Genomic DNA, 22,484 nt, shown 5'->3' on the forward strand with positions numbered 1-22,484 from the left:
TTTTTTGAATCAACTAGTTAGTTATTTTTCTTGATACAACATATTGTGTACGGGCTTGAACAAACGTCTATGGTGTGGGGTTACCCCAAGATTTCGAAGCGCCTCTATGTGTCTTTTTGACCCGTATCCCATGTTGGTTTCCCACCCATAGCCCGGGTGCTGTTGCGCCAATGACAACATGACATAATCTCGACATATTTTAGCCATGATTGATGCCGCCGAAATCGACTGAGACCGCGCATCCCCTTTGATAATCGTCTGCGCTTTGATCGTCAGGTCCCGCGGCAACATATTGCCATCAACCAGCGCAAAATCGGCGGGCTCTTTCAGCCCGTCCAAGGCACGTACCATCGCAAGATGACTGGCCCGCAAAATATTCAGCTCTTCAATTTCGGCGACCGATGCATGGGCAATGCTCACATCCGCGACCTGCATGATCTCCTCATACAATCGCTCCCGCGCCTTCTTGCTCAGCTTTTTTGAATCGTTCAGTCCATCGGGAATACGGGACGGGTCCAACACAACAGCTGCCGCCGTAACGGGTCCGGCCAATGGCCCGCGACCCACTTCGTCTACCCCTGCAACGCGCATATATCCGCGCGCATAGGCGTCACGCTCAAATTCAAAATCTGGTCCCATCCCGCCCTGAAACCCCAGACGTCACCGATTCTCAACCCCTAGGGCTTCTCTGGCTCAACAATATCCTCGCCGAAGGCGCACATCCGCGCCACGCAGTATCATTAAAAAGGGAGAGATGCCCGAACACCTCTCCCTTCAATCCGGATGAACGCAATGTCCCCCGGCTTTAGCGCGCGGATTTATCCCCGCGCCAAACTGTATCCAGCACCACGCAGGCAGCGGGCATCATAACCACTGCGCTTTCCCTGAGACGTCCGGATAGTCTGCGCACAATGCTGCGGCAAACGGTTTGCGTGGCGGAAATTCTGTTGCAGACAACGGCTGCCAAACATCACAACTTGTCCGCGACGCGTGTCATAGCTGCGAAAACAATTCTGCGGCAACAGCTTGCTATCTTGGCGGGGGCGATGCTTTTGAGTCCGGTATTTCTGGGGCAACGGTCGCGGCTGAACCCTCTCGCGCGTCACAACATGACCGCGATTTCCGTGGCCTTGGGTCACGTGGTTTTGCTCCCGGCGATCCTTGTTATTGTCGTGAATAATCTTGCCAACAATCGCCACGCCCAACACGCCTACAGCAATCCGCGCCAGATCGCGGTTTCGGTCCCCAGCAGCGGCAGAGGTAGCACTTAAACCGGTAATCGCGATTGAGAGCACGGCGATGGTTGCAATAAATTTCTGATACATGGTCTGATCCTTTCAAAACGGGCACGGGTCCAGACCCATGCAAAGCCAAAACTGTTTTCGGCCTCTGGGATCAAACTGGGCTTTCCCGCATCAGACAGGCAATAACGGGCCGGTGTTATCGGATATCAACGCGGCCAGCCCCGATCGATATTGAATACCCAACCATAAAAGCGCAGAGTTTAAGGCATGAAACACGCGCTATATATGTTGGTGATAACCGCCGCCCTCAGTCTCGCCGCTTTGCCGGTTCAGGCTGCCGGGTGCTATGCGGATTATAAGGCAAAACAGGAAAACCCGCTGCGCCTCCACTACGGCGTTGCGCAAATCTCGGGGGAATGCAGCATAAACTCTGCCCAAGCCCAACTGTCGCAACGCCTCGCGGCCAAGGGCTGGACATTGCTTAATATCGTCTCGGTTTTTGGCGATGATGGACTTACCCAAAGGAAAGACAGTGCCGGACCAAACTTCCTCCGCTTCTGAGATACGCCGCGCCGGTGGCCGGTTGGTCGGCGGTGGAATTGCCGCCGTTGCGCTGATTTTGCTGATCGGCGCGGGGCTGTTGCTATGGGCGCTGCCCGATGCCAACGCGTTTAATGCCCAGGTCGAACGCATCTTTATCGAAAACGACGACCTCACCACCCAGGCTGAAATCAAGCTGCTCGAAATCCTCGCGCAATCCGGCACCGCCTTTTCGGAAACGCTGGCCAGCTACCGCATTGTCATCATCGTCCTGCTTGTGTTTGCCACGGCAATGCTGATCGCAGCACTTGTGTTTCTCATCATGCTTATCAGCTTCAACCGCCGCATGGCCCAGATCGAACGCGTCGGTATTCAGGTAAACTCCCTGCTTATCAGCCGCGAGGAAAATACCGTCTATCTCAACAATCTCGGCTTCAAACTGACCGCCGCCGCGATGGAAACCATGTCTGTACTGGCCGAGGCGCGCATGGATGATGACGTTCTGTCAGGGTCGGAAATCGAAGGTGTCATATCAGGCCGCAACGCCTCTGACTGTGACGAGGCAGCAGGTGCCACCCGGATCAAGCGGCTGCGCGACACCCTTGGCAATCAGATCGTGTCCGAACTGCTCGTTAAAAACATCGCCCGCCGTGGCTATATGCTTGCGATCGACAAGGACGTGATCAAGGTTCTCTGACATTTTCATTTTGCCAAATAAACTCCGGGGGAGCCGCCAAAAGGCGGCGGGGGCAGCGCCCCCACTGGACAGTGGTCAAGTCATCCCCCTAGGGTGCGTGTGAATACATTGCCAAGGAACACGCCCATGCCCGCCCCTCACAATCCGTTCAAGCAAGCTCTCAAAGATGGCAAAACGGTTTTTGGCTGTTGGCTTGGCCTTGCCAATCCTTACAGCGCCGAAGTGATGGGAACGGCTGGTTTTGATTGGCTGGTGATCGATAGCGAACACTCGCCCAACGATCTGCGGACCATCCTCGCCCAGCTTCAGGTGCTCGAAGCGTCCCCCAGCAACCCTGTTGTGCGCGTGCCTATTGGCGAAACATATCTGATCAAGCAAATTCTGGATGCGGGGGCCCAGACAATCCTGGTCCCCATGGTTGATAATGCCGACCAAGCCCGACAGCTCGTGCGCGACACAACCTATCCGCCCCACGGTGACCGTGGTGTGGGCTATGCCCTGTCCCGCGCGTCGCGGTTTTCGCAGATCGCCGACTACGGGCTAACAGCGGACGCCCAAATTTGCCTGTTGGTACAGGTCGAAAGCCGCAAAGGCCTTGAGAACCTTGACGATATCCTTGCGGTCGACGGCATTGACGGTGTGTTCGTCGGCCCTGCCGATCTGGCCGCTGATATGGGGCATATGGGCAATCCGGCGCATCCTGACGTGATGGCGGCGATCTTGGGGGCCATCGCCAAGATTGACGCCTCTGGCAAAGCGGCAGGTATCCTGTCGATGAAAGATGACATGACAAACGCCGCGATCAAGGCAGGCGCGCGCTTTGTCGCTGTTGGGGCGGATGTTCTGATCCTTAGCCAAACAGCGCAAGCCCTGGCCGCCAAATGGAAAAATACCCTCAAATGACACGCGGCATCGTCGTGCTGGGCATCGGCTATATACTTAGCCAGTTTTTTCGCGCCTTTCTGGCCGTCCTGACCCCCGCGCTCAGGTCCGATATCGGTGCCGGGCCAGAGGATCTCGCCTTTGCATCTGGGCTATGGTTCTTTGCCTTCGCGGCAATGCAACTTCCTGTCGGTTGGGCGCTTGATACCGTCGGGCCACGCCGGACGGCGGCTGCCCTTTTGCTGGTGGGTGGCGGTGGCGGTGCTGCGGTATTTGCGCTGGCGACGGTGCCGCTGCATATACATATTGCGATGGCGTTGATCGGCATCGGCTGTGCGCCGGTTCTTATGGCGTCTTACTATATCTTTGCCCGTGAATACCCGCCGGCGCGTTTCGTGGTTCTGGCGTCTGTCATGGTCGGCATCGGGACCTTTGGTAACCTGGTCGCCTCATATCCGATGGCCATTGCAGCTGAAACAATCGGCTGGCGCGCGTCGCTTTGGGGGCTGTGCGCGATCACCAGCCTGACCGCGATTGGCATCTGGGCCGTCGTGCGCGACCCCGCCACCCCCGAGGGCGAGGCGCGCGGCAGCCTTTTGGCGGTTTTCAAGATCAAGGCATTGTGGTTCATTTTCCCGATCATGGCCGTCAGCTATGCCCAAGTCGGCGCGCTGCGCGGGCTTTGGATCGGCCCCTATTTCGAAGACGTCTTTGCCGCAGATGCACATCAAATTGGTTTGGCGACATTGCTTATGGGGGCCGCCATGGTCGCGGGCACCTTTGCCTATGGCCCGCTTGACCGGCTGATGGGCAGTACCAAATGGGTCGTGATCGGGGGGACCAGTCTGAACCTATTGGCGTTGTTGGGACTGATCTTTTTCCCGGCAAGCGGTTTGATACTGGCGACGTTGCTGATGGCAGCAATCGGCTTTTTCGGCGCGACCTATGCTGTGATCATCGCACACGGGCGCAGCTTTCTACCCCCTCAGTTGATCGGGCGCGGCATGACGCTGTTGAACCTGTGCAGCATTGGCGGGGTCGGTGTCGCGCAATTCCTGTCAGGGCGCGCCTTTGGTGCCAGCCAACCAGCGGTCACGGCCCAAGCACCCTATGTCGTGATTTTCACCTTATTCGCGGGGATGATGGCCGCAGGGTTGTTCGTCTATCTGTTTTCACGCGATACGGCCCATTAACGCGCACCCCCTTTCCCCGCAGCCCCAAGCGGTATAAGAGGCGCGCACCATCACATTTTAGTATTGGAGTTTTAAGATGGGTTATCGCGTCGTCATCGCGGGTGCCACTGGTAATGTGGGCCGTGAAATGCTGAACATTCTGGCCGAGCGCCACTTCCCTGTGGATGAGATCGTGGCACTTGCCTCGCGAAAATCTATGGGATCCGAAGTCAGCTTTGGCGATAAGACACTCAAGACGAAAGACCTCGATACGTTCGACTTTACGGGCTGGGACATGGCATTGTTCGCCGTCGGCTCCGAAGCGACCAAGAAATATGCCCCCAAGGCTGCCAAAGCCGGCTGCGTGGTCATCGATAACTCGTCGCTATATCGCTACGACCCCGATATCCCGTTGATCGTCCCTGAGGTAAATCCGCAGGCAATCCACGATTATTCCAAGAAAAACATCATCGCGAATCCGAACTGTTCGACGGCGCAGATGGTTGTGGCGCTCAAGCCGCTGCATGACCGCGCCACGATCAAGCGCGTTGTCGTATCGACGTATCAGTCGGTGTCCGGTGCGGGCAAAGACGGCATGGACGAGCTGTGGGATCAGACCAAATCGATCTACAACCCGACCGATGACAAGCCTGCGCGCAAGTTCACCAAGCAGATTGCATTCAACGTGATCCCGCATATCGACGTCTTTATGGACAGCGGCGACACGAAAGAAGAATGGAAGATGATGGTCGAGACCAAGAAAATCGTCGATCCGAAGATCAAAGTCACCGCCACATGCGTGCGCGTTCCTGTCTTTGTCGGCCACGCCGAATCGATCAACATCGAGTTTGAAGACCATCTGGACGAAAACGAGGCCCGCGACATCCTGCGCGAATCCCCCGGCGTCATGGTGATCGACAAGCGTGAAGACGGTGGGTACGTCACACCCGTTGAATGCGCTGGCGATTTCGCCACCTTCATCAGCCGCATCCGCCAAGACAGCACAATCGACAACGGCATCAACCTGTGGTGCGTTAGCGACAACCTGCGCAAGGGTGCCGCCCTAAACGCCGTACAGATCGCCGAACTGCTGGGTCGCGAAGTGCTGAAAAAAGGCTAAGCTTCTAGGCTATCCAACAATCAAGGGCTCGCGTCATTCGCGGGCCCTTTTTGATATCAAAGGTGTCTAAACCTAAGCCGCTTGCAGTGTGGTTTCGTCCGCCGTGAAATCAAACCACAGCTGGCCCTTGCGGTATTCACCTTTGATCAGGTGACCCGGTTCGCGCACTTCTGGGAAATCCTTGGCCCAATCCCGAAACCGGTCATTCGTGATGATATAGGCCCCCAGATCTCGGGCAGCCGAAAGGATATAGGGGTCTGCCGGGTTGCCCTTGGGCACGACCATGACGTCTTCAACCGGCAGCCTTAACAGTTCGCTTATCGTTCTGTCATCGCAGTATTTGCCCGAAAACAAATAACCCGCGTTTGCATCAAACATCACACCGGGCTTGAACCCCAGACCGGTCAAATGACCGACCACCTCTTTCACGCATTCGATACGCGGCGTGCCGTCTTGCCAATACATCACGTTGGACCCGTCAATCACGATTGATCTAGCCCGTGATGCTGCCCGCCGCGCGATCCATTTGCGCGTTTCACTGCACAATATGACGACGCTGGCCACCGCACAGGGCGCTGCAACCAGAATGGCATCCGACCAAACTGGGACTGACATCGACATCCAGATGCCACCCAAAGAGAAGAAAAGCAGAATCACAGATACAATCATAACGCGAGGAAATCACCCCGCGTGTATTTTGACAAGTGTAAAAAAATGTACCGTCAGTTTCTTGCCGATTGCCCTTACACGGGAAGGAAAATTTCCTTGTCAGCGCTATAACACTCCAGCCCACCTTCGCCGATATCTGTCCACAAACCATGCAAAGTCAGCTTGCCGTCTTTGACCTTTTCCGCAATCCACGGAAAGGTCATCAGATTCTCAAGCGACGTCATAACGGCGTGTTTCTCAAGCTGGCGAACCTGTTCTTCGCGATCCTCAATATCAGCGACGATCTCGTACTTCGGGCGCAAAATATCCATCCAACGACCTACAAAGCTGCTTTTCTCGTCCAGTTGCGGGGCCTTGCCCTGACACATATCGATGCAGCCCTGCACACCACCGCAGTTGGAATGCCCCAGTACAATCAAATGTGCGACCTTCAGCGACTGCACCGCATATTCCACGGCTGCAGACGTACCATGCTGCTGACCATCGGGGCTGAACGCTGGCACCAGATTCGCAATATTACGGTGGATAAAGAATTCGCCCTGATCCGCGCCGAAAATGGACGTCACGTGAACGCGACTGTCACAGCAGGAAATCACCATCGCACGCGGGTGTTGTCCATCGCTGGCAAGACGCCGGTACCAAGCCTGATTTTCCGAATAAGTTGTTGCTTTCCAACCATAATATCTTTGCACAAGGTAAGATGGCAGTGGTTTCGCGTTATCCATAATACAGCTCAATCCTTTTTCGTTCCGCCGTAACTACACTGAATTTGCCTCGTATTCGAGCAAAAAGGTGCTTCGACCTCAACCATTTGAACACGACTTATCACATACAAAATGCCCGTCGTGGGGACATTTTAACGGGGTGATGAAATGCAAGTTCTGCAAATGCGGCCAACCGAACGGGTCTGCGTCGATCAAGAACGGTTAGGTTCGCTTTACCAGCAATTGGGCGAATCGGATGCTGAAGACGTGGTTTGCCGCGCGATGGAAGAATTGGCGCTGCGTATCTCGCATTGTGACCGGCTGTATCGCACCTCCGATTGGCTGGAACTGCGCAAAAACAGCCGATCCTTGATCGCTATTGCAGAGCAGGTCGGTTTGCAGAAACTCGCAGCCGTTGCCACTGATGTCATGCAATCCGTCGACCAGAATGACGAAGTGGCGATTGCCGCGACCCTGACCCGACTTGTCCGCGTGGGTGAACGCTCGCTGACCGCCATTTGGGATACGCAGGACATGTCAATCTGACGGCTTGCGGATGGCGGGGATACGACTAGGCTGCTGCGCAAGCCGCATGTCTCAGAAAGCACCCCAATGCCCGCAAAATTCGCCGACCCGAAGTCTCATGCCATTCCACTGCACCTGGTGCCCGAGGACCAGCTTGATATCTGGCTAAGCAGCCAAGCTGAACCGGTGTCAAATTGGGTCGCGACAAACGGTTTCACCGCTGCGTTGGGCCAAGCATTGGTTATCCCCGCGGCGGATGGCACCCCACAGATGGCTATTGCCGGATATGGCACCGAAACATCGCGCAAGCGGGGGCGCTTTCACCTTGCCGCTGCAGCCGCAAAGCTGCCCAAAGCTGTGTACCGGTTGGAAGCTGATTTGCCCCCCGAAACACTCGCGAACGAAACCTTGGGCTGGCTGCTGTCCGCCTATCGTTTTGACCGATATACAAAACCCGCGCCCCTGCAGGGCGAACTGATCGCGCCAGATGGCGTAAATGCTGACCTGTTGATTGCGATCGCTGACGGCGAAATGCTGACCCGCGAACTGATCAACACCCCCGCATCCGACATGGGCCCACCCGATCTTGAGCAAGCTGCGCGTGATCTGGCAAAGACGCATAGTGCCGATATCAGCGTCATCACCGGCGACGACTTGCTGACGCAAAACCTGCCCATGATCCACGCCGTTGGCCGCGCCGCCGACCGCGCGCCGCGTCTGATTGACATGCGTTGGGGGAAATCCGGTAAAAAAGTCACCTTGGTCGGCAAGGGTGTTTGTTTTGACACTGGTGGCTTGAGCTTAAAACCGGCCGCCTCCATGGGGTTGATGAAGAAAGATATGGGCGGTGCCGCCGCCGTGCTGGGTCTCGCCCATATGATCATGACCACCGGCATGAACATCCAGCTGCGCGTGTTGATCCCCGCCGTCGAAAATTCGGTCTCCTCCAATTCATTCCGCCCTCAGGATATCCTGACATCACGCAAGGGGCTGACGGTCGAGATTAACAATACAGATGCCGAAGGCCGCGTGGTTCTGGCCGATGCCCTTGCCCTCGCGGACGAGGAAAAGCCCGATCAAATCATTTCAATGGCCACCCTCACGGGCGCAGCACGCGTTGCCGTCGGTCCCGATCTTGCGCCCTATTTCAGTGACAGCGAAACCTTTGTTTCAGCCATAGAAACCGCCGCAGAAACCCACGCGGACCCGGTTTGGCGGATGCCATTTCACACCCCCTATGAGGCCATGATTGAACCGGGTGTCGCGGACCTAGACAATGCGCCCACAGGTGGTTTTGCCGGCTGTATCACTGCGGCCCTATTCCTGCGCCGCTTTGTGACCGACAGCCCCTATGCGCATTTTGACATCTACGGCTGGCAACCCACCGCCGCCCCGGCCCGCCCCAAAGGCGGGGTCGGCCAAGCCAACCGCGCATTATTCTCAGCCATTGAAACGCTTTTCGAAAAATGACCGACTTTCGCCTAACGCCAGATCCTGCCCTTGTCCGTCACAACGAACCGGGACAGATTATCGTACCCGTGACAGACCTATGCCGGGTGCTCGCCGGGCCGCGGGACCGGCAGGCGATTTTCGGGGATCACCTAACCCTTTTGGCCAAGGTGGACGGGTGGTGTTATGTGCAACTTAGCAAAGACGGCTACTGCGGCTTCGTAGCCGAAACCGCCATCGGGGCACAGACCCAGCCAACCCATACCGTAGACGCCCCTGCCACCCATGCCTATCTTAAGCCTGATTTCAAATCGCCGGATCAAACATCACTGACCTTTGGCAGTCTGATTACTGTTCTGGCACAGGACAATGACTTTGCGCACACGACGTTGGGGTACATCCCGATGCAGCATCTCAGCCCAATCGGTACCGTCGCATCCGACTTGGGCGATATTGCCGAACTGTTTCTAGGCACGCCATATCTGTGGGGTGGAAACAGCCGCTGGGGAATTGATTGTTCGGGCCTCGTTCAGGCCGCTTGCCTTGCCTGCGGCATCCCCTGCCCCGGTGATAGCGACCAACAATTACAACTGCTCGGCGAACACCTTCCCGCTGATTCCGATTTCAAACGGGGTGATTTTCTCTTCTGGAGGGGACATATCGCGCTCGTGCTCGAACCTAATCTGTTGATCCACGCAAATGCGCATAAGATGGCCGTAACGCTAGAGCCAATCACAGCAGCGATTGACCGTATCGCCAAAACCGACGGTGCGATGACGGGCCACAAGCGCATCACGTCTTCCAAATGGTCTTAAATCCATAATAGTCGGTCTCGACGCGACGCAGCGTTAGCTGTCGATGGCGCGGATCAGCTTGCGCTCTAACACACGCAAAACCGCGCTTAGATCCTGACCGCGGCGCAGCACCTGCCCGTTCGGGCCCAGCACCGAATACATCCCCTGCTTCAGCCGCATTTTTGGCCGCTTCTCGATGCGATACAGCGGCATTTCTGCCGTCCGGCGAAACACGGAAAATATAGCGACCTCCTGCAAGCAGGAAATGCCATAGTCACGCCATTCACCCGCAGCAACCATGCGGCCGTATAGGGATAATATCGGGGATAATTCGGTCCGGTGAAACGCGACCTGCTCGGGCGTGCGGTCGTTTTTGGTATTTGAGTGGTGTAAGTGCAACGTCATACTTTGACAGTTGCGTCGATCACGGCTCAAATCAAGCTTTATGTCAGATGAATTATCTTGAAAGCGTTACAATATTTATGCAACGAATACTTTTGTGAAACACAAAGGCGACACACCATGACCCCGCAAACCCGTGCCGAAAAATCTGCTGCTGCCATGTGGGCCACCGATAAGGCCAGCCAAAACCTTGGTATGCGGATCGATCATATCGCGCCCGGCAAGGCGCACCTTTCAATGACGGTGGCGGATAACATGTTGAATGGTCATGGTATTTGTCATGGCGGCTATATCTTTACCCTTGCCGACAGTGCCTTTGCATTTGCCTGTAACAGCTACAACCAGCTTGTCGTCGCGCAGCAAAACCAGATCACCTATCTTGCCCCGGGCAAGTCGGGTGAACGTCTGTTGGCAAAGGCAATCGAACAATCAAAGACCGGGCGATCCGGTGTCTATGACGTGACCGTCACGGGGGAGGATGGCCGCATAATCGCGCTATTCCGTGGGTTGTCGCGCAGCATAAAAGGCCAGCATTTCGAGGAGGAAATGACCCCATGAAAGACCTCACCCCCGCCCGTGAAACCCTTGATCCCATCGAGATCGCCAGCCGGGATGAGATCAGCGCATTGCAGTTGGAGCGTCTGAAATGGTCCTTGCGGCATGCCTATGACAACGTCCCGTTCTACCGCAAAAGCTTTGATGATGCGGGGGTGCATCCTGACGATTTGCACGACCTCAGCGATCTGGCTAAATTCCCCTTTACGGTCAAAACCGACCTGCGCGACAATTACCCCTTTGGCATGTTTGCCGTTCCGCGCGAACAACTCGCGCGTATTCACGCGTCCTCTGGCACCACGGGCCAGCCAACGGTGGTTGGGTACACGAAAACCGATCTTGAAAACTGGGGCAACGTGGTTGCACGATCCTTGCGCGCCGCCGGTCTAAAACCGGGCGACATGCTGCATAACGCCTATGGGTATGGGCTTTTCACAGGCGGTTTGGGTATTCACCTGGGCGCAGACAAGCTGGGTATCAGCACGGTGCCAATCTCGGGCGGAATGACCCCACGCCAAGTCCGCCTGATCGAGGATTTCAAACCCAATGGCATCACGGTCACGCCGTCTTATGCCCTATCGATTTTAGATGAATACGCCCGCCAAGGCATCGATCCGCGCCAATCCTCGCTGGACGTAGGCATATTTGGTGCCGAACCTTGGACCAACGCCATGCGGGTCGAGATCGAGCAAGCCTTTGATATGCATGCCGTTGATATCTATGGGTTATCCGAAATTATGGGGCCGGGCGTTTCCTGCGAATGTGTCGAAGCCAAAGACGGCCTGCACATTTGGGAAGATCACTTCTATCCCGAGGTCATCAACCCCGAAACCGGCCAGCCCGTTGCAGGCGGTGAAAAAGGCGAGCTGGTGTTTACGTCCCTCACCAAAGAGGCGTTTCCAATCATCCGCTACCGTACCCGCGATTTGACCCGCCTTTTGGCTGGCACCGCCCGCAGCATGCGCCGGATGGAAAAGGTCACTGGCCGCAGCGACGATATGATCATTCTGCGCGGGGTGAACGTTTTCCCCACTCAGATCGAAGAAGCATTAATGACCATCCCCGATCTTGCCCCGCATTTCCAAATCGAACTGTCCAAACCGGATCGGATGGACCAGATGCGCGTGCTATGTGAATGCGCCAGCCTTAATATCAACGCAAACGCCCGCAGCGCCGCCGCCGCCGCCCTCGCAGCCCAAATCAAGGAAACCGTGGGCATCAGCGTCAAAATTGACGTCAGCGATGTGGGCAGCGTCCCCCGTTCCGAGGGCAAAGCCGTCCGGATTATCGACAGACGGAAAAAACCTTAACGAACGGGGCTACCCGCAGACTGCTCCACGACGGAAGAGACCCTTGAAATATACCGCCATCAAGTTTAGAATCGTTCTAAATCAATTCATAGGTTCCACATGCTGTTCTCTCTCAATCGGAAACGTTTCAAAGATTTATCCGAACAGGAAATCATCGCCCTCGCGATCTCGTCCGAGGAAGACGACGCGCGCATCTATCGGGGCTATGCGGAAAACCTGCGCGAAGAATTCCCTGACAGCGCTGCAATTTTCGAAGGCATGGCAACCGAGGAAGATGGCCATCGGCAACGCCTGATCGATCTGCACACCAAACGTTTTGGCCCCACGATCCCGCTGATCCGCCGCGAACATGTATCGGGGTATTATGCGCGCACGCCCGTCTGGCTGATCCAGAACCTTGGCCTTGACCGTATCCGCGCCGAAGCCGCCGCAATGGAAAAATCAGCCGAGAATTTCTATCTCCAGGCGGCGGCCCGCACCACCGACGCCTCCACCCGCAAACTGCTGGGCGATCTGGCCGCCGCCGAGGCAGGCCACCAACGCACGGCGGATGACTTGGCGGCCACCCATCTTGATAGCGATATCATCAGCAAGGAAGACAGCGAAGCACACCGCCAGTTTGTCCTGACCTGGGTGCAGCCGGGGTTGGCCGGTTTGATGGATGGCTCCGTCTCAACCCTCGCCCCGATCTTTGCCACAGCATTCGCGACGCAAGACACATGGACGACTTTCCTCGTGGGCTTTGCCGCGTCGCTGGGGGCAGGCATCTCGATGGGCTTCACCGAAGCGGCCTCAGACGATGGTCAGATTTCGGGCCGGGGCTCGCCGCTTAAACGCGGGTTGTCTGCTGGCATCATGACAACGCTTGGCGGGCTAGGACATGCGCTACCCTATCTGATCACAGATTTTTGGACGGCAACAATCATCGCCTTCGCCGTTGTTTTTGTTGAGCTGTGGGCCATTGCGTGGATCCAGAACCGCTATATGAACACGCCGTTTTTCCGGGCGGCCTTTCAGGTGGTTCTGGGCGGCGCTTTGGTATTCGCAGTCGGCGTCATCATCGGATCAGGTTAACCGCAACACATAGTTGCACCCACACCCGTTGCCCGCTACGAATTTCATATGCTCGCGATCTTCCTCAAAACACTGCCGTTTTTCGCACTGATCGGTCTGGGCTACTGGGCCGGGCGCACCCGTTTCTTCACGGCCGAGGCAACGGCCTACCTAACCAAGTTCGTGTTTTACTTTGCCCTATCGGCAATGCTCTTTCATTTCTCTGCCAACCTGTCCTTGGCCGAAGTGTGGGACAGCCGCCTTGTCGCGGCCTATTTATGGGGCACGGCATTTGTCTATGGCATCGCAACCATTGTCGGCTTCCTGCGCAATCTCGACGTCGCCAACACCGCGATGGAGGCCCAATGCGCCGTCATCGGCAACACCGGCTTTCTGGGCGTGCCCATGCTCACCCTGCTTCTGGGCCCGCAGGCCATTGGCCCCGTTGTCCTGGCCCTCGCCGTCGACCTGATCGTCTTTTCCAGCCTAATCGTCATTCTCATTACAGGCAGCCGCGATGGACAGATGAGCCTGCGCATTCTACGCACCATCGGGATCGGCCTTTTAAAAAACCCGATGATTGTGGCGATCTCCTTGGGCTTCATCTGGTCCGGCCTGCGCATTCCGATCCCCGCGCCCATGAACGACTTCCTTGTCATCCTGGGCGCTGCCGCAACCCCGGGCGCGCTCTTTGCCATCGGTGCTTCGCTTGCCTCTAAATCGGCGGAAAAGCTGCAAGTGGCCGGATGGCTCAGCTTTTGCAAACTCGTGCTGCACCCCGCCTTTGTTGCCATGGCCGCCCTGTGGTTCTTTAACGTCGATCCTTACAAAGCGGGCGTGATCATCGCCGCCGCCGCCCTACCGGTGGCAGGCAATGTCTATATGTTGGCCCAACATTATAATGTCGCCCCGGCCCGCGTATCCGCTGCCATCTTGGTGTCGACCACCCTCAGCATCGCCACGGTAAGCGCAGTCATCGCTTGGGTGACAACCCTCTAACCTTCACCCTTTTTCAAATACTCATGGCGCAGCACCCGCCCCTTGCCGCAAAGGTCAATGCAAGTTAGCCATAAACCAACAGCGCAACTCAGGAGACGTCCGATGAAAACCATTTCAGAGAATGCCAGCTTCCACGGCACACAAGGCGTCTATTCCCACGCCTCCACCTCCTGCAGCTGCGAGATGACCTTTGCGCTCTTCCTTCCAGAAGAAGCCAAGCAAGGGCCGGTGCCGCTGCTTTGGTTCCTCTCTGGGCTGACCTGCACCCATGAAAACGCAATGACAAAAGCCGGTGCGCAGGCTTGGGCGGCAGAGCACGGCATCGCCGTCGTTTTCCCCGACACGTCCCCGCGCGGCGATGACGTGGCAGATGACGAAGCCTATGATCTGGGCAAGGGTGCCGGGTTCTATGTGAATGCGACCGAAGATCCTTGGCAGCCCAATTTCCAAATGTGGAGCTATATCGCCGATGAATTGCCCGCGCTGCTGGCCGAAAACTTCTCGCTCGACATGGATCGCCAAGCGATCTGCGGACACTCCATGGGCGGGCATGGCGCGCTGACTTTGGCTATGAATCTGGAGGGACGTTTCAAATCCGTGTCCGCCTTTGCCCCCATCGCCAACCCTTCCGACAGTGACTGGGGCCGCAAACAGCTCACCGCGTATCTCGGCTCAGATACGGCAGTTTGGGCGAAACATGATGCGACGCTCTTGATGGCGGAAAAGGGCTTTGACGGGCCGGTTTTGATCGACCAAGGCACCGATGATCAATTCCTCGATTTGCTCAAACCCGAAGCTTTGGCCGCCGCCATTGCCAAGCGTCGCCAAAACGCGATCTTTCGGATGCAGCCTGGCTATGACCACAGCTATTTCTTCATCTCCACCTTCATGGAAGACCACATCGCCTTCCATGCCGATGCGCTCTACGCGGATTGAATGCTTTCATGACCGCCCTCTACATTGATGCAGACGCCTGCCCGGTAAAAGCCGAGGCCGAGCGCGTGGCGACCCGTCACAAAATCCGGATGTTCATCGTCTCTAATGGCGGTTTACGCCCTTCACAGAACCCTTTGGTTGAAAATATCATTGTCCCCGATGGCCCTGACGTTGCTGATATCTGGATTGCCGATCGCTGCGGGGCGGGCGATGTGGTTGTCACGGGCGACATCCCCCTTGCCGCGCGCTGCGTCGAAGCAGGGGCACGCGTGCTGAAACATAACGGCGAGGCTCTGACCGCGGCGAATATCGGGAACGTCCTTGCGACCCGCGATCTGATGGCGGATTTGCGCGCCGCCGATCCGTTTCGCCAAGGCGGGGGTAAGGGCTTTACAAAAGCCGACCGCTCCCGTTTTCTAGAAGCCTTGGAACGTGAAATTCGAGCGGCTCAGCGGTAGCGCGGGCCGTTTTCTTTAAAAGAAAACGCACCGGAATTTTTGAAAGATTCCGCCTTCAACCCAAAGGGAAAGCGCATGCAGCCAACCGCAGTCGTGTTTGATATCGGAAATGTATTGATCGAATGGCAACCCGAACGGTTTTTCGATTCCGTCATTGGCGAAACCCGCCGCAAAGAGATGTTTGCCGCCGTTGACCTGCACGCGATGAACGACCGCGTCGACAGTGGCGAACATTTCACCGAAACGATTTATGCCACCGCCGATGCGACCCCTGCTTGGCGCGATGAAATCCGGCTCTGGCATGACCGCTGGATCGAAATGGCCGCCCCCGTCATCCCCCATTCCCTACGGCTTATGAAAGCGCTGCAAGCCAAGGATATTCCGGTATTCTCGCTGACCAATTTCGGCATCCAATCCTATGATCTGGCCGCCAATCACTATCCATTTCTACGCGAATTCGACCGCGACTTTATTTCGGGTCACATGGGCATCATCAAACCTGAACCGAACATCTATGCCATGCTGGAAAAGCAAAGCGGACTGGCCCCTGAGAACCTGATCTTTACCGACGACAGGCCAGATAACATCACCGCTGCCGCTGCGCGTGGATGGCACACACATCTGTTCACCGATCCCACAGGCTGGGCCGAACGTCTGGTGTCCGAAGGGCTGCTGACCCAAGAAGAAGCGGCATGACACAAATCGACATCATCCCCTTTGCCGAAGGTGAGGCCACCCTTGACTGGATCGGATTGACCGACGCTTTGGCGGCTGGTCACACCCTGCCAAAAGCCGAAATCGCCGATACTTTTCTGTATCGCGGGGATGATACGCTGTTGAACCGCGCTGCCTGGATTGACGGTCTGGGCCTCGCCGTTAAATCCGCTACAATTTTCCCCGGCAACCCGGCAAAGGGTGATCCGATGGTGAATGGCGGCGTATCGCTCTACTCAGACAGCAACGGCATGCTGGAAGCCTTGGTTGATTTCCACCTTGTCACCAAATGGAAAACCGCTGGTGACAGCCTGCTTGCAGCGCGCAGGCTGGCCCGCCCCGACAGCCGCAACATCCTGATCCTTGGCGCTGGCACCCAAGGGCGCGGCCTGCATTCTGCGTATTCCGCCGCCTTTCCTGATGCGGAATTTACCGTCTGGAACCGCACGCCTGACAACGCTAAAGCGATGGCTGCCGAGATACCAAACCTAACAGTTACCGATGATCTTGAGCAGGCAATACGCCGAGCTGACATCATCACCTCTGCCACGATGGCCACCAGCCCGTTTATCAAAGGGGAATGGCTGCAACCGGGCCAACATGTCGATTTGATCGGCGCATACCGCCCCGACATGCGCGAAGCGGATGATACCACATTGACCCGCGCGCGCATTTTTGTGGATAGCTTGGACACCACCGTCGACCATATCGGAGAACTGAAAATCCCCATCGCCGAGGGTGTCATTTCCCGCGACAGTATCATTGCAGACTATTACGATCTGGAAAACTTCACACGACGTTCCGACGACGACATCACCCTGTTCAAGAATGGCGGCGGGGCGCATCTGGATTTAATGACCAGCCGCTATATTCTGGATCGCTGGCGCGCCAGCCGTTGATTTGGCGACCGTGCGTCTGATGTAGGGTTAGGCCGTCACCAGCCCTTCAAGCCGTTTTTCACGGATCGGCAAATGCACCAATGCGCTGAACGCGCCCACGGCGACGCCGATCCACCAGACCGTCGTGTACCCGCCATACGCGTCATAAAGCCGCCCGCCCAACCAAACGCCCATAAAGCTGCCCAATTGGTGGCTGAAAAACACGATGCCATAGAGCGTACCCATATAACGCAGGCCGTAAATATGGGCGACCAAACCGCTGGTCAGCGGCACCGTCGCCAACCAAAGCGACCCCATCCCGATGGAGAACAAGATCACCGTCATTGGCGTTATCGGCATCAAGATAAAGGCGGCTGAAATCACTGTGCGCGCCGTGTAAATACCTGCCAAAAGGTACTTTTTCGAATACCGCTTTCCCGCCCATCCGGCCAGCAACACCCCGACGATATTCGCCAACCCAATCAATGAAATCGCGATGGCCCCAAGCGCCGAAGTCGTCGTGATGCCAATGTTGTGCAAAACGCCTCCCACCATAATCGGGCCGCAAAGCTCCGTCACGAAGGCGGGAAAATGCGCGGTGATGAAAGCCAACTGATATCCACAAGAAAAGAACCCGACGAAGATCAACGTGAAAGACGGGTCCTTAAACGCCTTAACCAAAATCTGACCCAAGCTTTCCTCAAGCTCGGCTTTGCTGGCCATCGCTGGCGCGCGCATCAGCGGTAGCGTCAGGATCAGCGCCAAAATAGCGCCGGCAAACACCATGAACGTGGTCTGCCACGTCAAAAATCCAAGCATCCATTCAGCGACCGGTGCACCGAACACCTGCCCCGCACTGCCCGCAGCAGTTACAATTGCCAATGACATCGACCGGTTTTCAGCCGTTGACGCGCGCCCCACAACGGCGAGGATCACCCCAAAGCCTGTGCCCGCGATGCCGAATCCAACCAGCCATGCATAGGCCTGATGCTCGATCGGGGAGACGGAGTTGGCCGACAGCACCAAGCCAACCGCGTAAACAACCGCGCCAATAACAATCGCCCGGCGATCACCGATCTTTTCCGCCAAAGCGCCAAAAATGGGCTGCCCAAAGCCCCAGGCGAGGTTCTGAATCGCAATCGCCAGTGAAAATTCACTGCGAAGCCAGCCAAACTCGGCCGCAATCGGAATTTGGAACACGCCAAAGGACGCACGCACGGCAAAGCTGACCATGATGATCACGCACCCAACAATCAAAACCGGAGTAAATATCGATGGGTTCTTTGCCACGGGCTTGGTCCTTCTATCGCCAATGGTACCCTACCTTTGCTCGGGCGGGCGTCAATTCAAATTGGATGCTGGCCAGATTGCATCCGCGTTCTTTTCAAACGCCTGGACAGCATGTAAGCCTCTGCCATGACAGATTTACGTGCTCTTTATGATGAACGTGTCGCCGATGGCACCCTGACCCCGGACCCCGCCCAAGAAGCGGTGTTGCCCGAGTTTGACCGCATCCGGAATGCCCTCCTTAACCCCGAGAAAAAGGGGCTCTTTAAACGCGCGCCTGCACCACCAAAGGGCTTGTATCTGTGGGGCGGCGTTGGGCGCGGAAAATCGATGCTGATGGATATGTTCGCGAATAACATGGGCGATATACCTGCCCGGCGCGTCCATTTTCATGCGTTCATGCAGGAAATTCACAGCGCAATGCATGAGGCGCGCAAGACCGGTGTCGATGACGCGATTGCCCCCGTCGCTGCGGATGTGGCCGCATCTGTCAAAGTGTTGGCTTTTGACGAAATGCAGATCACCGACATTACCGACGCCATGATCGTGGGGCGGCTGTTTCAGGCGCTGTTTGCGGCAGGTGTTGTTGTCGTAACCACGTCGAACCGGATACCTGACGATCTGTACAAAGATGGGCTGAACCGCGAGATTTTCCTGCCGTTTATCGAGCTTATTAAGGAACAGATGGTTGTTTGGGAACTGACCAGCCCACGCGATTACCGCCAAGACAGGCTTGCTGGATCGCAATCCTATTTCACGCCAGTTAACGCCGAAAGCCGTGCGGCGATGGATGCTGTTTGGGATGATCTGACAGGCGGCGACGGCGAAGAGCTGACGTTGCGCGTCAAAAGCCGCGAAGTCGTTATCCCCCAGTTTCGCAATGGTATTGCCCGCGCGGGTTTCCATGCCCTATGCGGCCAACCGCTGGGGGCCGCCGATTATCTGGCGCTTGCCGAAGCATGCCGTGTTTTGCTGTTGGACAATATTCCGTCCTTGGGCCGTGCCAACTTTAACGAGGCCAAGCGCTTCGTCACCCTGATCGACGCCCTTTACGAGGCCAAGGTACGTTTGATCTGCTCTGCCGCTGCAAGCCCGGAAATGTTGTATCTGGAAGGTGAAGGCACGTTTGAGTTTGAACGGACAGCATCGCGCCTAAGGGAAATGCAGGCCGAAGGCTGGGGCAGCTAAAAGCCCGTAATTTCAAGCGTCTGATCGACCTGTGCTGCGGCTATTCGGCTAAATGTCCCGCCTGCACCCTCGTCTCTTGCGGCAACTAAAACAGACCGAAGCAAGCTTGGCGTGTCCAGTCGTCCGGACAAGGTGGCGAGCGGTGTCGGAACTTCGAAATGTCCCTTGGACGCGGCGCTGTTGAGCAGGGAATCGATATAGACATCGGATTTTCCCGCTTTAATGGCCCAAACCAAGTAGGATTCCAGCGCATAGCCTGAACGCGTATCATCAAATGAGCGCGCAACCGTACTGATCAGACCACCCACATCAATCTCTGTTTCAGTGTGTATTTTATGCAAAACGGCCGCGGGCTTTGAAACCGACGCTGCATGTAGCGATGGAGCGGTATCAGACAGCCCCGTTTCAATGACAGCTTCCGGCAAGGGGACTATGGCCAAGCTAACAGATGATCGATCATGATCGGACATCAAGACACCGCCGGCGATGACGAACATCAGACAGAAGGCCGCAGACAAAACCAACCGGACACCATTTTGCATATTATGAGAAATCACCATTACATCGACCCCAAGGACAAAGAACACCGTCTTTGAACCCTAGGGCCTCAAGCGCAATAAACTGTAAACGTCGTCAATTTTAGAAATGACAATTCTAGCCGTTTTCACGCAATATATTGCCAGCTAGGTAAAGCGACCCGCAGATCAAAACCCGCGCAAAAGGGTCATCGACAAGAATATCAACAAGCGCCTGGTGTACCGAAGCAGCCTCCTGCGCTTGCATGCCGACTGCGCGCGCGGCTTGCGCGGTATCGCCAGCGGGCAACGTGGCAACCTCCCCCGGAATCGACACAGCGACCAGTTTTTCAGCTTGCGCGGCAAGGGGGCGCAAATAGCCTGCGATGTCCTTGGTATTCAGCATCCCGCAGATCAGATAGGTCGGACGTTTCGGCATTGATCGCAGCAGATCCGAAATCGCCTCTCCAGCTGCAGGGTTGTGGCCGCCGTCCAGCCAAAGCTCTGCATTTTCAGCGGCTTCAACCAAGGGGCCTGTCTTAAGACGTTGCATCCGCGCGGGCCATTGCGCGCGGGTGACCGCCGCCTCGCAGTGGTCATCCGCGATGCCAAGCTGGCGCAAGGCGGCAAGGGCCGCACCGGCATTTTGCACCTGATGCGCACCCAGCAAGTTTGGCCTTGGCAGATCAAGCAAACCTTTTTCATCTTGATAGACCATACGCCCGGCTTCCGGCCCGACGTGCCACTGCTGCCCATAGGCCAAAAGCGGCGCGTGGTGGCGCGTTGCCTCGGCTTCGATCACATCCATCGCGTCGTCTTGCTGAGGGCCAACAATGCAAGGCACAAGACGTTTGATAATGCCCGCTTTTTCGCCCGCGATCTGGCCCAAGGTATCACCAAGGTATTGCTGATGATCGATGGAAACGGGGGTAATTACGGTCAGGGCGGGTTTTTCAACCACGTTGGTGGCGTCCAACCGACCGCCCAGCCCGACCTCAAGCAAGGTATAATCCGCAGGGGTGCGTGAAAACGCGAGCAGTGCCGCGCAGGTCGTGATCTCGAAATAGGTGATATTACCGCCGTCATTCGCAGCATAGCATTCGTCAAGCACGTCGGTCAGGTCGGCCTCGGTAATCAGATCGCCCGCGACCCTGATACGTTCGTGAAACCGCGCCAGATGAGGCGAGGTATAGGCATGCACCCGATGACCTGCCGATTCCAAGCCCGCGCGGATCATCGCTTGAGTCGATCCCTTGCCATTGGTGCCAGCGATGTGAATCACCGGCGGCAAGTTATTTTGCGGATTGCCCAAGGCATCCAACAGTCGCCACATCCGATCAAGGGTCAAATCGATGATCTTAGGGTGCAGCGCCATCATGCGCGCCAGCACATCATCAGATGTCTGTTGCGTCATTTTTTGGAAGCTTCTGCCTTGTCTTCCGACGTCAAAGCATGGGGCACATCGCCCCCCTCGGCGGGCGCAGGCAGATCACCACGCACGGCAGGCGGCAAGCCCAGCAACATACGGGTAATATTGATCAGTTCATCGCGCATCTGAGGGCGCGGCGTCACGCGATCCAGCATGCCATGATCCAGCAGGTATTCGGCGCGTTGGAACCCTTCGGGCAGCTTTTCACCAATGGTCTGTTCAATCACGCGCGCGCCAGCAAAGCCGATCAATGCATTGGGTTCGGCAATTTGAACGTCGCCCAGCATTGCATAGCTCGCCGTTACACCGCCCGTGGTCGGATGGGTCAGCACCACGATATAGGGCAGCCCTGCCTCTTTCAGCATTTGTACCGCAATAGTGGTACGCGGCATCTGCATCAGGCCAAGAATGCCCTCTTGCATGCGCGCGCCACCAGCGGCCGAGAACAAGATCAACGGGCGCTTGAGCTTCACCGCTTCTTCGGCAGCCGCGATGATCGCGTTGCCGACATACATGCCCATGGATCCCGCCATAAAGGAAAAGTCCTGACCGGCGGCAACGATTGGCGTGCGGCCGATTTCACCCGTCACAACCAGCATGGCTTCGGCTTCGCCGGTTTGCTTTTGCGCAGCTTTCAAACGATCCGGATACTTCTTTTGATCGCGAAAATGCAGGGGGTCGGTGACCGGTGCGGGTACTTTGACCTCGGTGAAAATGCCACCGTCGAAAAGCGCCAGAAACCGTGCGCGCGGGGTGATCCCCATGTGGTGCCCGCAGTTGGTGCAAACGTTCAAATTGTTCGACACCTCGCGGTGGAACAACATTGTCCCGCATTCATCGCATTTCGTCCAAAGATTATCCGGCGTCTCGCGGCGCGAGAAAATCGAATTGATGCGTGGGCGAACGTAGTTATTGATCCAGTTCATGGCGAACCTCTGCTCCAGTTTCGTCCCTGAGATATGCT

Annotated in this window: 26 protein-coding genes; 17 read left to right on the forward strand and 9 right to left on the reverse strand. The window is 56.5% G+C overall.

Going from position 1 to position 22,484, the window contains the following annotated elements; all coding sequences use genetic code 11:
* Window positions 1-21: 21 nt before the first annotated feature.
* Together WNY39_RS08055 and WNY39_RS08060 are read right to left on the reverse strand one after the other, a co-directional pair.
* Complete coding sequence (locus WNY39_RS08055; protein ID WP_342845059.1) at window positions 22-639, reverse strand: ribonuclease HII; 618 nt, start codon at window positions 637-639, stop codon at window positions 22-24.
* Window positions 640-818: 179 nt separating this feature from the next.
* Window positions 819-1,325, reverse strand: a complete 507-nt coding sequence (locus WNY39_RS08060) for a hypothetical protein (RefSeq protein WP_342845060.1) — start codon at window positions 1,323-1,325, stop codon at window positions 819-821.
* Between the two features lie 186 nt (window positions 1,326-1,511).
* Between WNY39_RS08060 and WNY39_RS08065 the strand changes: the two genes are divergently transcribed.
* The 5 genes from WNY39_RS08065 (at window position 1,512) to WNY39_RS08085 (ending at window position 5,655) form a co-directional block, all read left to right on the forward strand.
* Window positions 1,512-1,805 (forward strand): hypothetical protein, encoded by a 294-nt coding sequence (locus WNY39_RS08065; RefSeq protein WP_342845061.1) that lies wholly within the window; start codon window positions 1,512-1,514, stop codon window positions 1,803-1,805.
* The gene (locus WNY39_RS08070) at window positions 1,777-2,481 is read left to right on the forward strand and encodes a hypothetical protein (RefSeq protein ID WP_342845062.1); all 705 of its coding nucleotides are present in this window, start codon (window positions 1,777-1,779) and stop codon (window positions 2,479-2,481) included. The genes WNY39_RS08065 and WNY39_RS08070 overlap by 29 nt, the downstream gene beginning before the upstream one ends.
* Window positions 2,482-2,607: 126 nt before the next feature.
* Window positions 2,608-3,384, forward strand: coding sequence for an HpcH/HpaI aldolase/citrate lyase family protein (locus WNY39_RS08075; RefSeq protein ID WP_342845063.1), 777 nt, complete (start codon window positions 2,608-2,610; stop codon window positions 3,382-3,384).
* The gene (locus tag WNY39_RS08080) at window positions 3,381-4,556 is read left to right on the forward strand and encodes an MFS transporter (RefSeq protein WP_342845064.1); all 1,176 of its coding nucleotides are present in this window, start codon (window positions 3,381-3,383) and stop codon (window positions 4,554-4,556) included. Before WNY39_RS08075 ends, WNY39_RS08080 begins: the two co-directional genes overlap by 4 nt.
* Before the next feature lie 76 nt (window positions 4,557-4,632).
* Entirely contained in the window at window positions 4,633-5,655 is a 1,023-nt protein-coding gene (locus WNY39_RS08085; protein ID WP_341232629.1) for an aspartate-semialdehyde dehydrogenase, read from the forward strand.
* 72 nt (window positions 5,656-5,727) lie between these two features.
* Here the strand turns inward: WNY39_RS08085 and WNY39_RS08090 are convergent, their stop codons facing one another.
* Together WNY39_RS08090 and WNY39_RS08095 are read right to left on the reverse strand one after the other, a co-directional pair.
* Window positions 5,728-6,270 carry a hypothetical protein gene (locus WNY39_RS08090; protein ID WP_342845065.1) on the reverse strand — a complete coding sequence of 181 codons (543 nt, stop codon included), beginning with the start codon at window positions 6,268-6,270 and terminating at the stop codon, window positions 5,728-5,730.
* A gap of 128 nt (window positions 6,271-6,398) precedes the next feature.
* Window positions 6,399-7,049 (reverse strand): carbonic anhydrase, encoded by a 651-nt coding sequence (locus WNY39_RS08095; protein ID WP_342845066.1) that lies wholly within the window; start codon window positions 7,047-7,049, stop codon window positions 6,399-6,401.
* 147 nt (window positions 7,050-7,196) lie between these two features.
* On the opposite strand from WNY39_RS08095, the gene WNY39_RS08100 reads away from it, so the two are divergent.
* The 3 genes from WNY39_RS08100 to WNY39_RS08110 all read left to right on the forward strand — a co-directional run bounded on the left by WNY39_RS08100 (window position 7,197) and on the right by WNY39_RS08110 (window position 9,817).
* Window positions 7,197-7,574, forward strand: a complete 378-nt coding sequence (locus tag WNY39_RS08100) for a hypothetical protein (RefSeq protein ID WP_341232632.1) — start codon at window positions 7,197-7,199, stop codon at window positions 7,572-7,574.
* Window positions 7,575-7,640: 66 nt separating this feature from the next.
* Entirely contained in the window at window positions 7,641-9,023 is a 1,383-nt protein-coding gene (locus WNY39_RS08105; protein ID WP_342845067.1) for a leucyl aminopeptidase family protein, read from the forward strand.
* Window positions 9,020-9,817, forward strand: a complete 798-nt coding sequence (locus WNY39_RS08110; protein WP_342845068.1) for an NlpC/P60 family protein — start codon at window positions 9,020-9,022, stop codon at window positions 9,815-9,817. Before WNY39_RS08105 ends, WNY39_RS08110 begins: the two co-directional genes overlap by 4 nt.
* 33 nt (window positions 9,818-9,850) lie before the next feature.
* Here the strand turns inward: WNY39_RS08110 and WNY39_RS08115 are convergent, their stop codons facing one another.
* A complete protein-coding gene (locus tag WNY39_RS08115; RefSeq protein WP_342845069.1) occupies window positions 9,851-10,201 on the reverse strand; it encodes a DUF2794 domain-containing protein in 351 nt (116 codons plus the stop codon).
* A gap of 117 nt (window positions 10,202-10,318) precedes the next feature.
* Between WNY39_RS08115 and paaI the strand changes: the two genes are divergently transcribed.
* The 8 genes from paaI to WNY39_RS08155 all read left to right on the forward strand — a co-directional run bounded on the left by paaI (window position 10,319) and on the right by WNY39_RS08155 (window position 17,122).
* Window positions 10,319-10,756 (forward strand): hydroxyphenylacetyl-CoA thioesterase PaaI, encoded by a 438-nt coding sequence (paaI, locus tag WNY39_RS08120; RefSeq protein ID WP_342845070.1) that lies wholly within the window; start codon window positions 10,319-10,321, stop codon window positions 10,754-10,756.
* Window positions 10,753-12,063, forward strand: a complete 1,311-nt coding sequence (gene paaK, locus WNY39_RS08125) for a phenylacetate--CoA ligase PaaK (protein WP_342845071.1) — start codon at window positions 10,753-10,755, stop codon at window positions 12,061-12,063. The genes paaI and paaK overlap by 4 nt, the downstream gene beginning before the upstream one ends.
* A 99-nt stretch (window positions 12,064-12,162) precedes the next feature.
* Complete coding sequence (gene mbfA, locus WNY39_RS08130) at window positions 12,163-13,137, forward strand: iron exporter MbfA (RefSeq protein ID WP_342845072.1); 975 nt, start codon at window positions 12,163-12,165, stop codon at window positions 13,135-13,137.
* Between the two features lie 48 nt (window positions 13,138-13,185).
* On the forward strand, window positions 13,186-14,115 hold the full coding sequence (locus WNY39_RS08135) for an AEC family transporter (protein WP_341232639.1): 930 nt from the start codon (window positions 13,186-13,188) through the stop codon (window positions 14,113-14,115).
* A gap of 102 nt (window positions 14,116-14,217) precedes the next feature.
* On the forward strand, window positions 14,218-15,051 hold the full coding sequence (fghA, locus tag WNY39_RS08140) for an S-formylglutathione hydrolase (RefSeq protein WP_342845073.1): 834 nt from the start codon (window positions 14,218-14,220) through the stop codon (window positions 15,049-15,051).
* An 8-nt stretch (window positions 15,052-15,059) separates the two neighbouring features.
* On the forward strand, window positions 15,060-15,509 hold the full coding sequence (locus tag WNY39_RS08145; RefSeq protein ID WP_339761575.1) for a YaiI/YqxD family protein: 450 nt from the start codon (window positions 15,060-15,062) through the stop codon (window positions 15,507-15,509).
* 75 nt (window positions 15,510-15,584) lie between these two features.
* Window positions 15,585-16,205: an HAD family phosphatase gene (locus WNY39_RS08150; RefSeq protein ID WP_342845074.1), complete on the forward strand. Its 621-nt coding sequence runs from the start codon at window positions 15,585-15,587 to the stop codon at window positions 16,203-16,205.
* A complete protein-coding gene (locus tag WNY39_RS08155) occupies window positions 16,202-17,122 on the forward strand; it encodes an ornithine cyclodeaminase (protein ID WP_342845075.1) in 921 nt (306 codons plus the stop codon). Before WNY39_RS08150 ends, WNY39_RS08155 begins: the two co-directional genes overlap by 4 nt.
* A gap of 27 nt (window positions 17,123-17,149) precedes the next feature.
* Here WNY39_RS08155 and WNY39_RS08160 read toward each other — a convergent pair whose 3' ends face one another.
* Window positions 17,150-18,391, reverse strand: a complete 1,242-nt coding sequence (locus WNY39_RS08160; RefSeq protein ID WP_342845076.1) for an MFS transporter — start codon at window positions 18,389-18,391, stop codon at window positions 17,150-17,152.
* 126 nt (window positions 18,392-18,517) lie between these two features.
* On the opposite strand from WNY39_RS08160, the gene zapE reads away from it, so the two are divergent.
* A complete protein-coding gene (gene zapE / locus WNY39_RS08165; RefSeq protein WP_342845077.1) occupies window positions 18,518-19,576 on the forward strand; it encodes a cell division protein ZapE in 1,059 nt (352 codons plus the stop codon).
* Here the strand turns inward: zapE and WNY39_RS08170 are convergent.
* From WNY39_RS08170 to accD, 3 genes are all read right to left on the reverse strand, one after another.
* Window positions 19,573-20,136, reverse strand: coding sequence for a hypothetical protein (locus WNY39_RS08170; protein ID WP_342845078.1), 564 nt, complete (start codon window positions 20,134-20,136; stop codon window positions 19,573-19,575). The two genes, zapE and WNY39_RS08170, sit on opposite strands and share 4 nt — an antisense overlap.
* A 94-nt stretch (window positions 20,137-20,230) precedes the next feature.
* Window positions 20,231-21,505 (reverse strand): folylpolyglutamate synthase/dihydrofolate synthase family protein, encoded by a 1,275-nt coding sequence (locus WNY39_RS08175; protein WP_342845079.1) that lies wholly within the window; start codon window positions 21,503-21,505, stop codon window positions 20,231-20,233.
* Window positions 21,502-22,446 (reverse strand): acetyl-CoA carboxylase, carboxyltransferase subunit beta, encoded by a 945-nt coding sequence (gene accD, locus WNY39_RS08180; RefSeq protein WP_342845080.1) that lies wholly within the window; start codon window positions 22,444-22,446, stop codon window positions 21,502-21,504. Before accD ends, WNY39_RS08175 begins: the two co-directional genes overlap by 4 nt.
* Between the last annotated feature and the right edge of the window lie 38 nt (window positions 22,447-22,484).

This window comes from Sulfitobacter sp. AS59 (genome assembly GCF_038899995.1).
Lineage (GTDB): Bacteria > Pseudomonadota > Alphaproteobacteria > Rhodobacterales > Rhodobacteraceae > Sulfitobacter.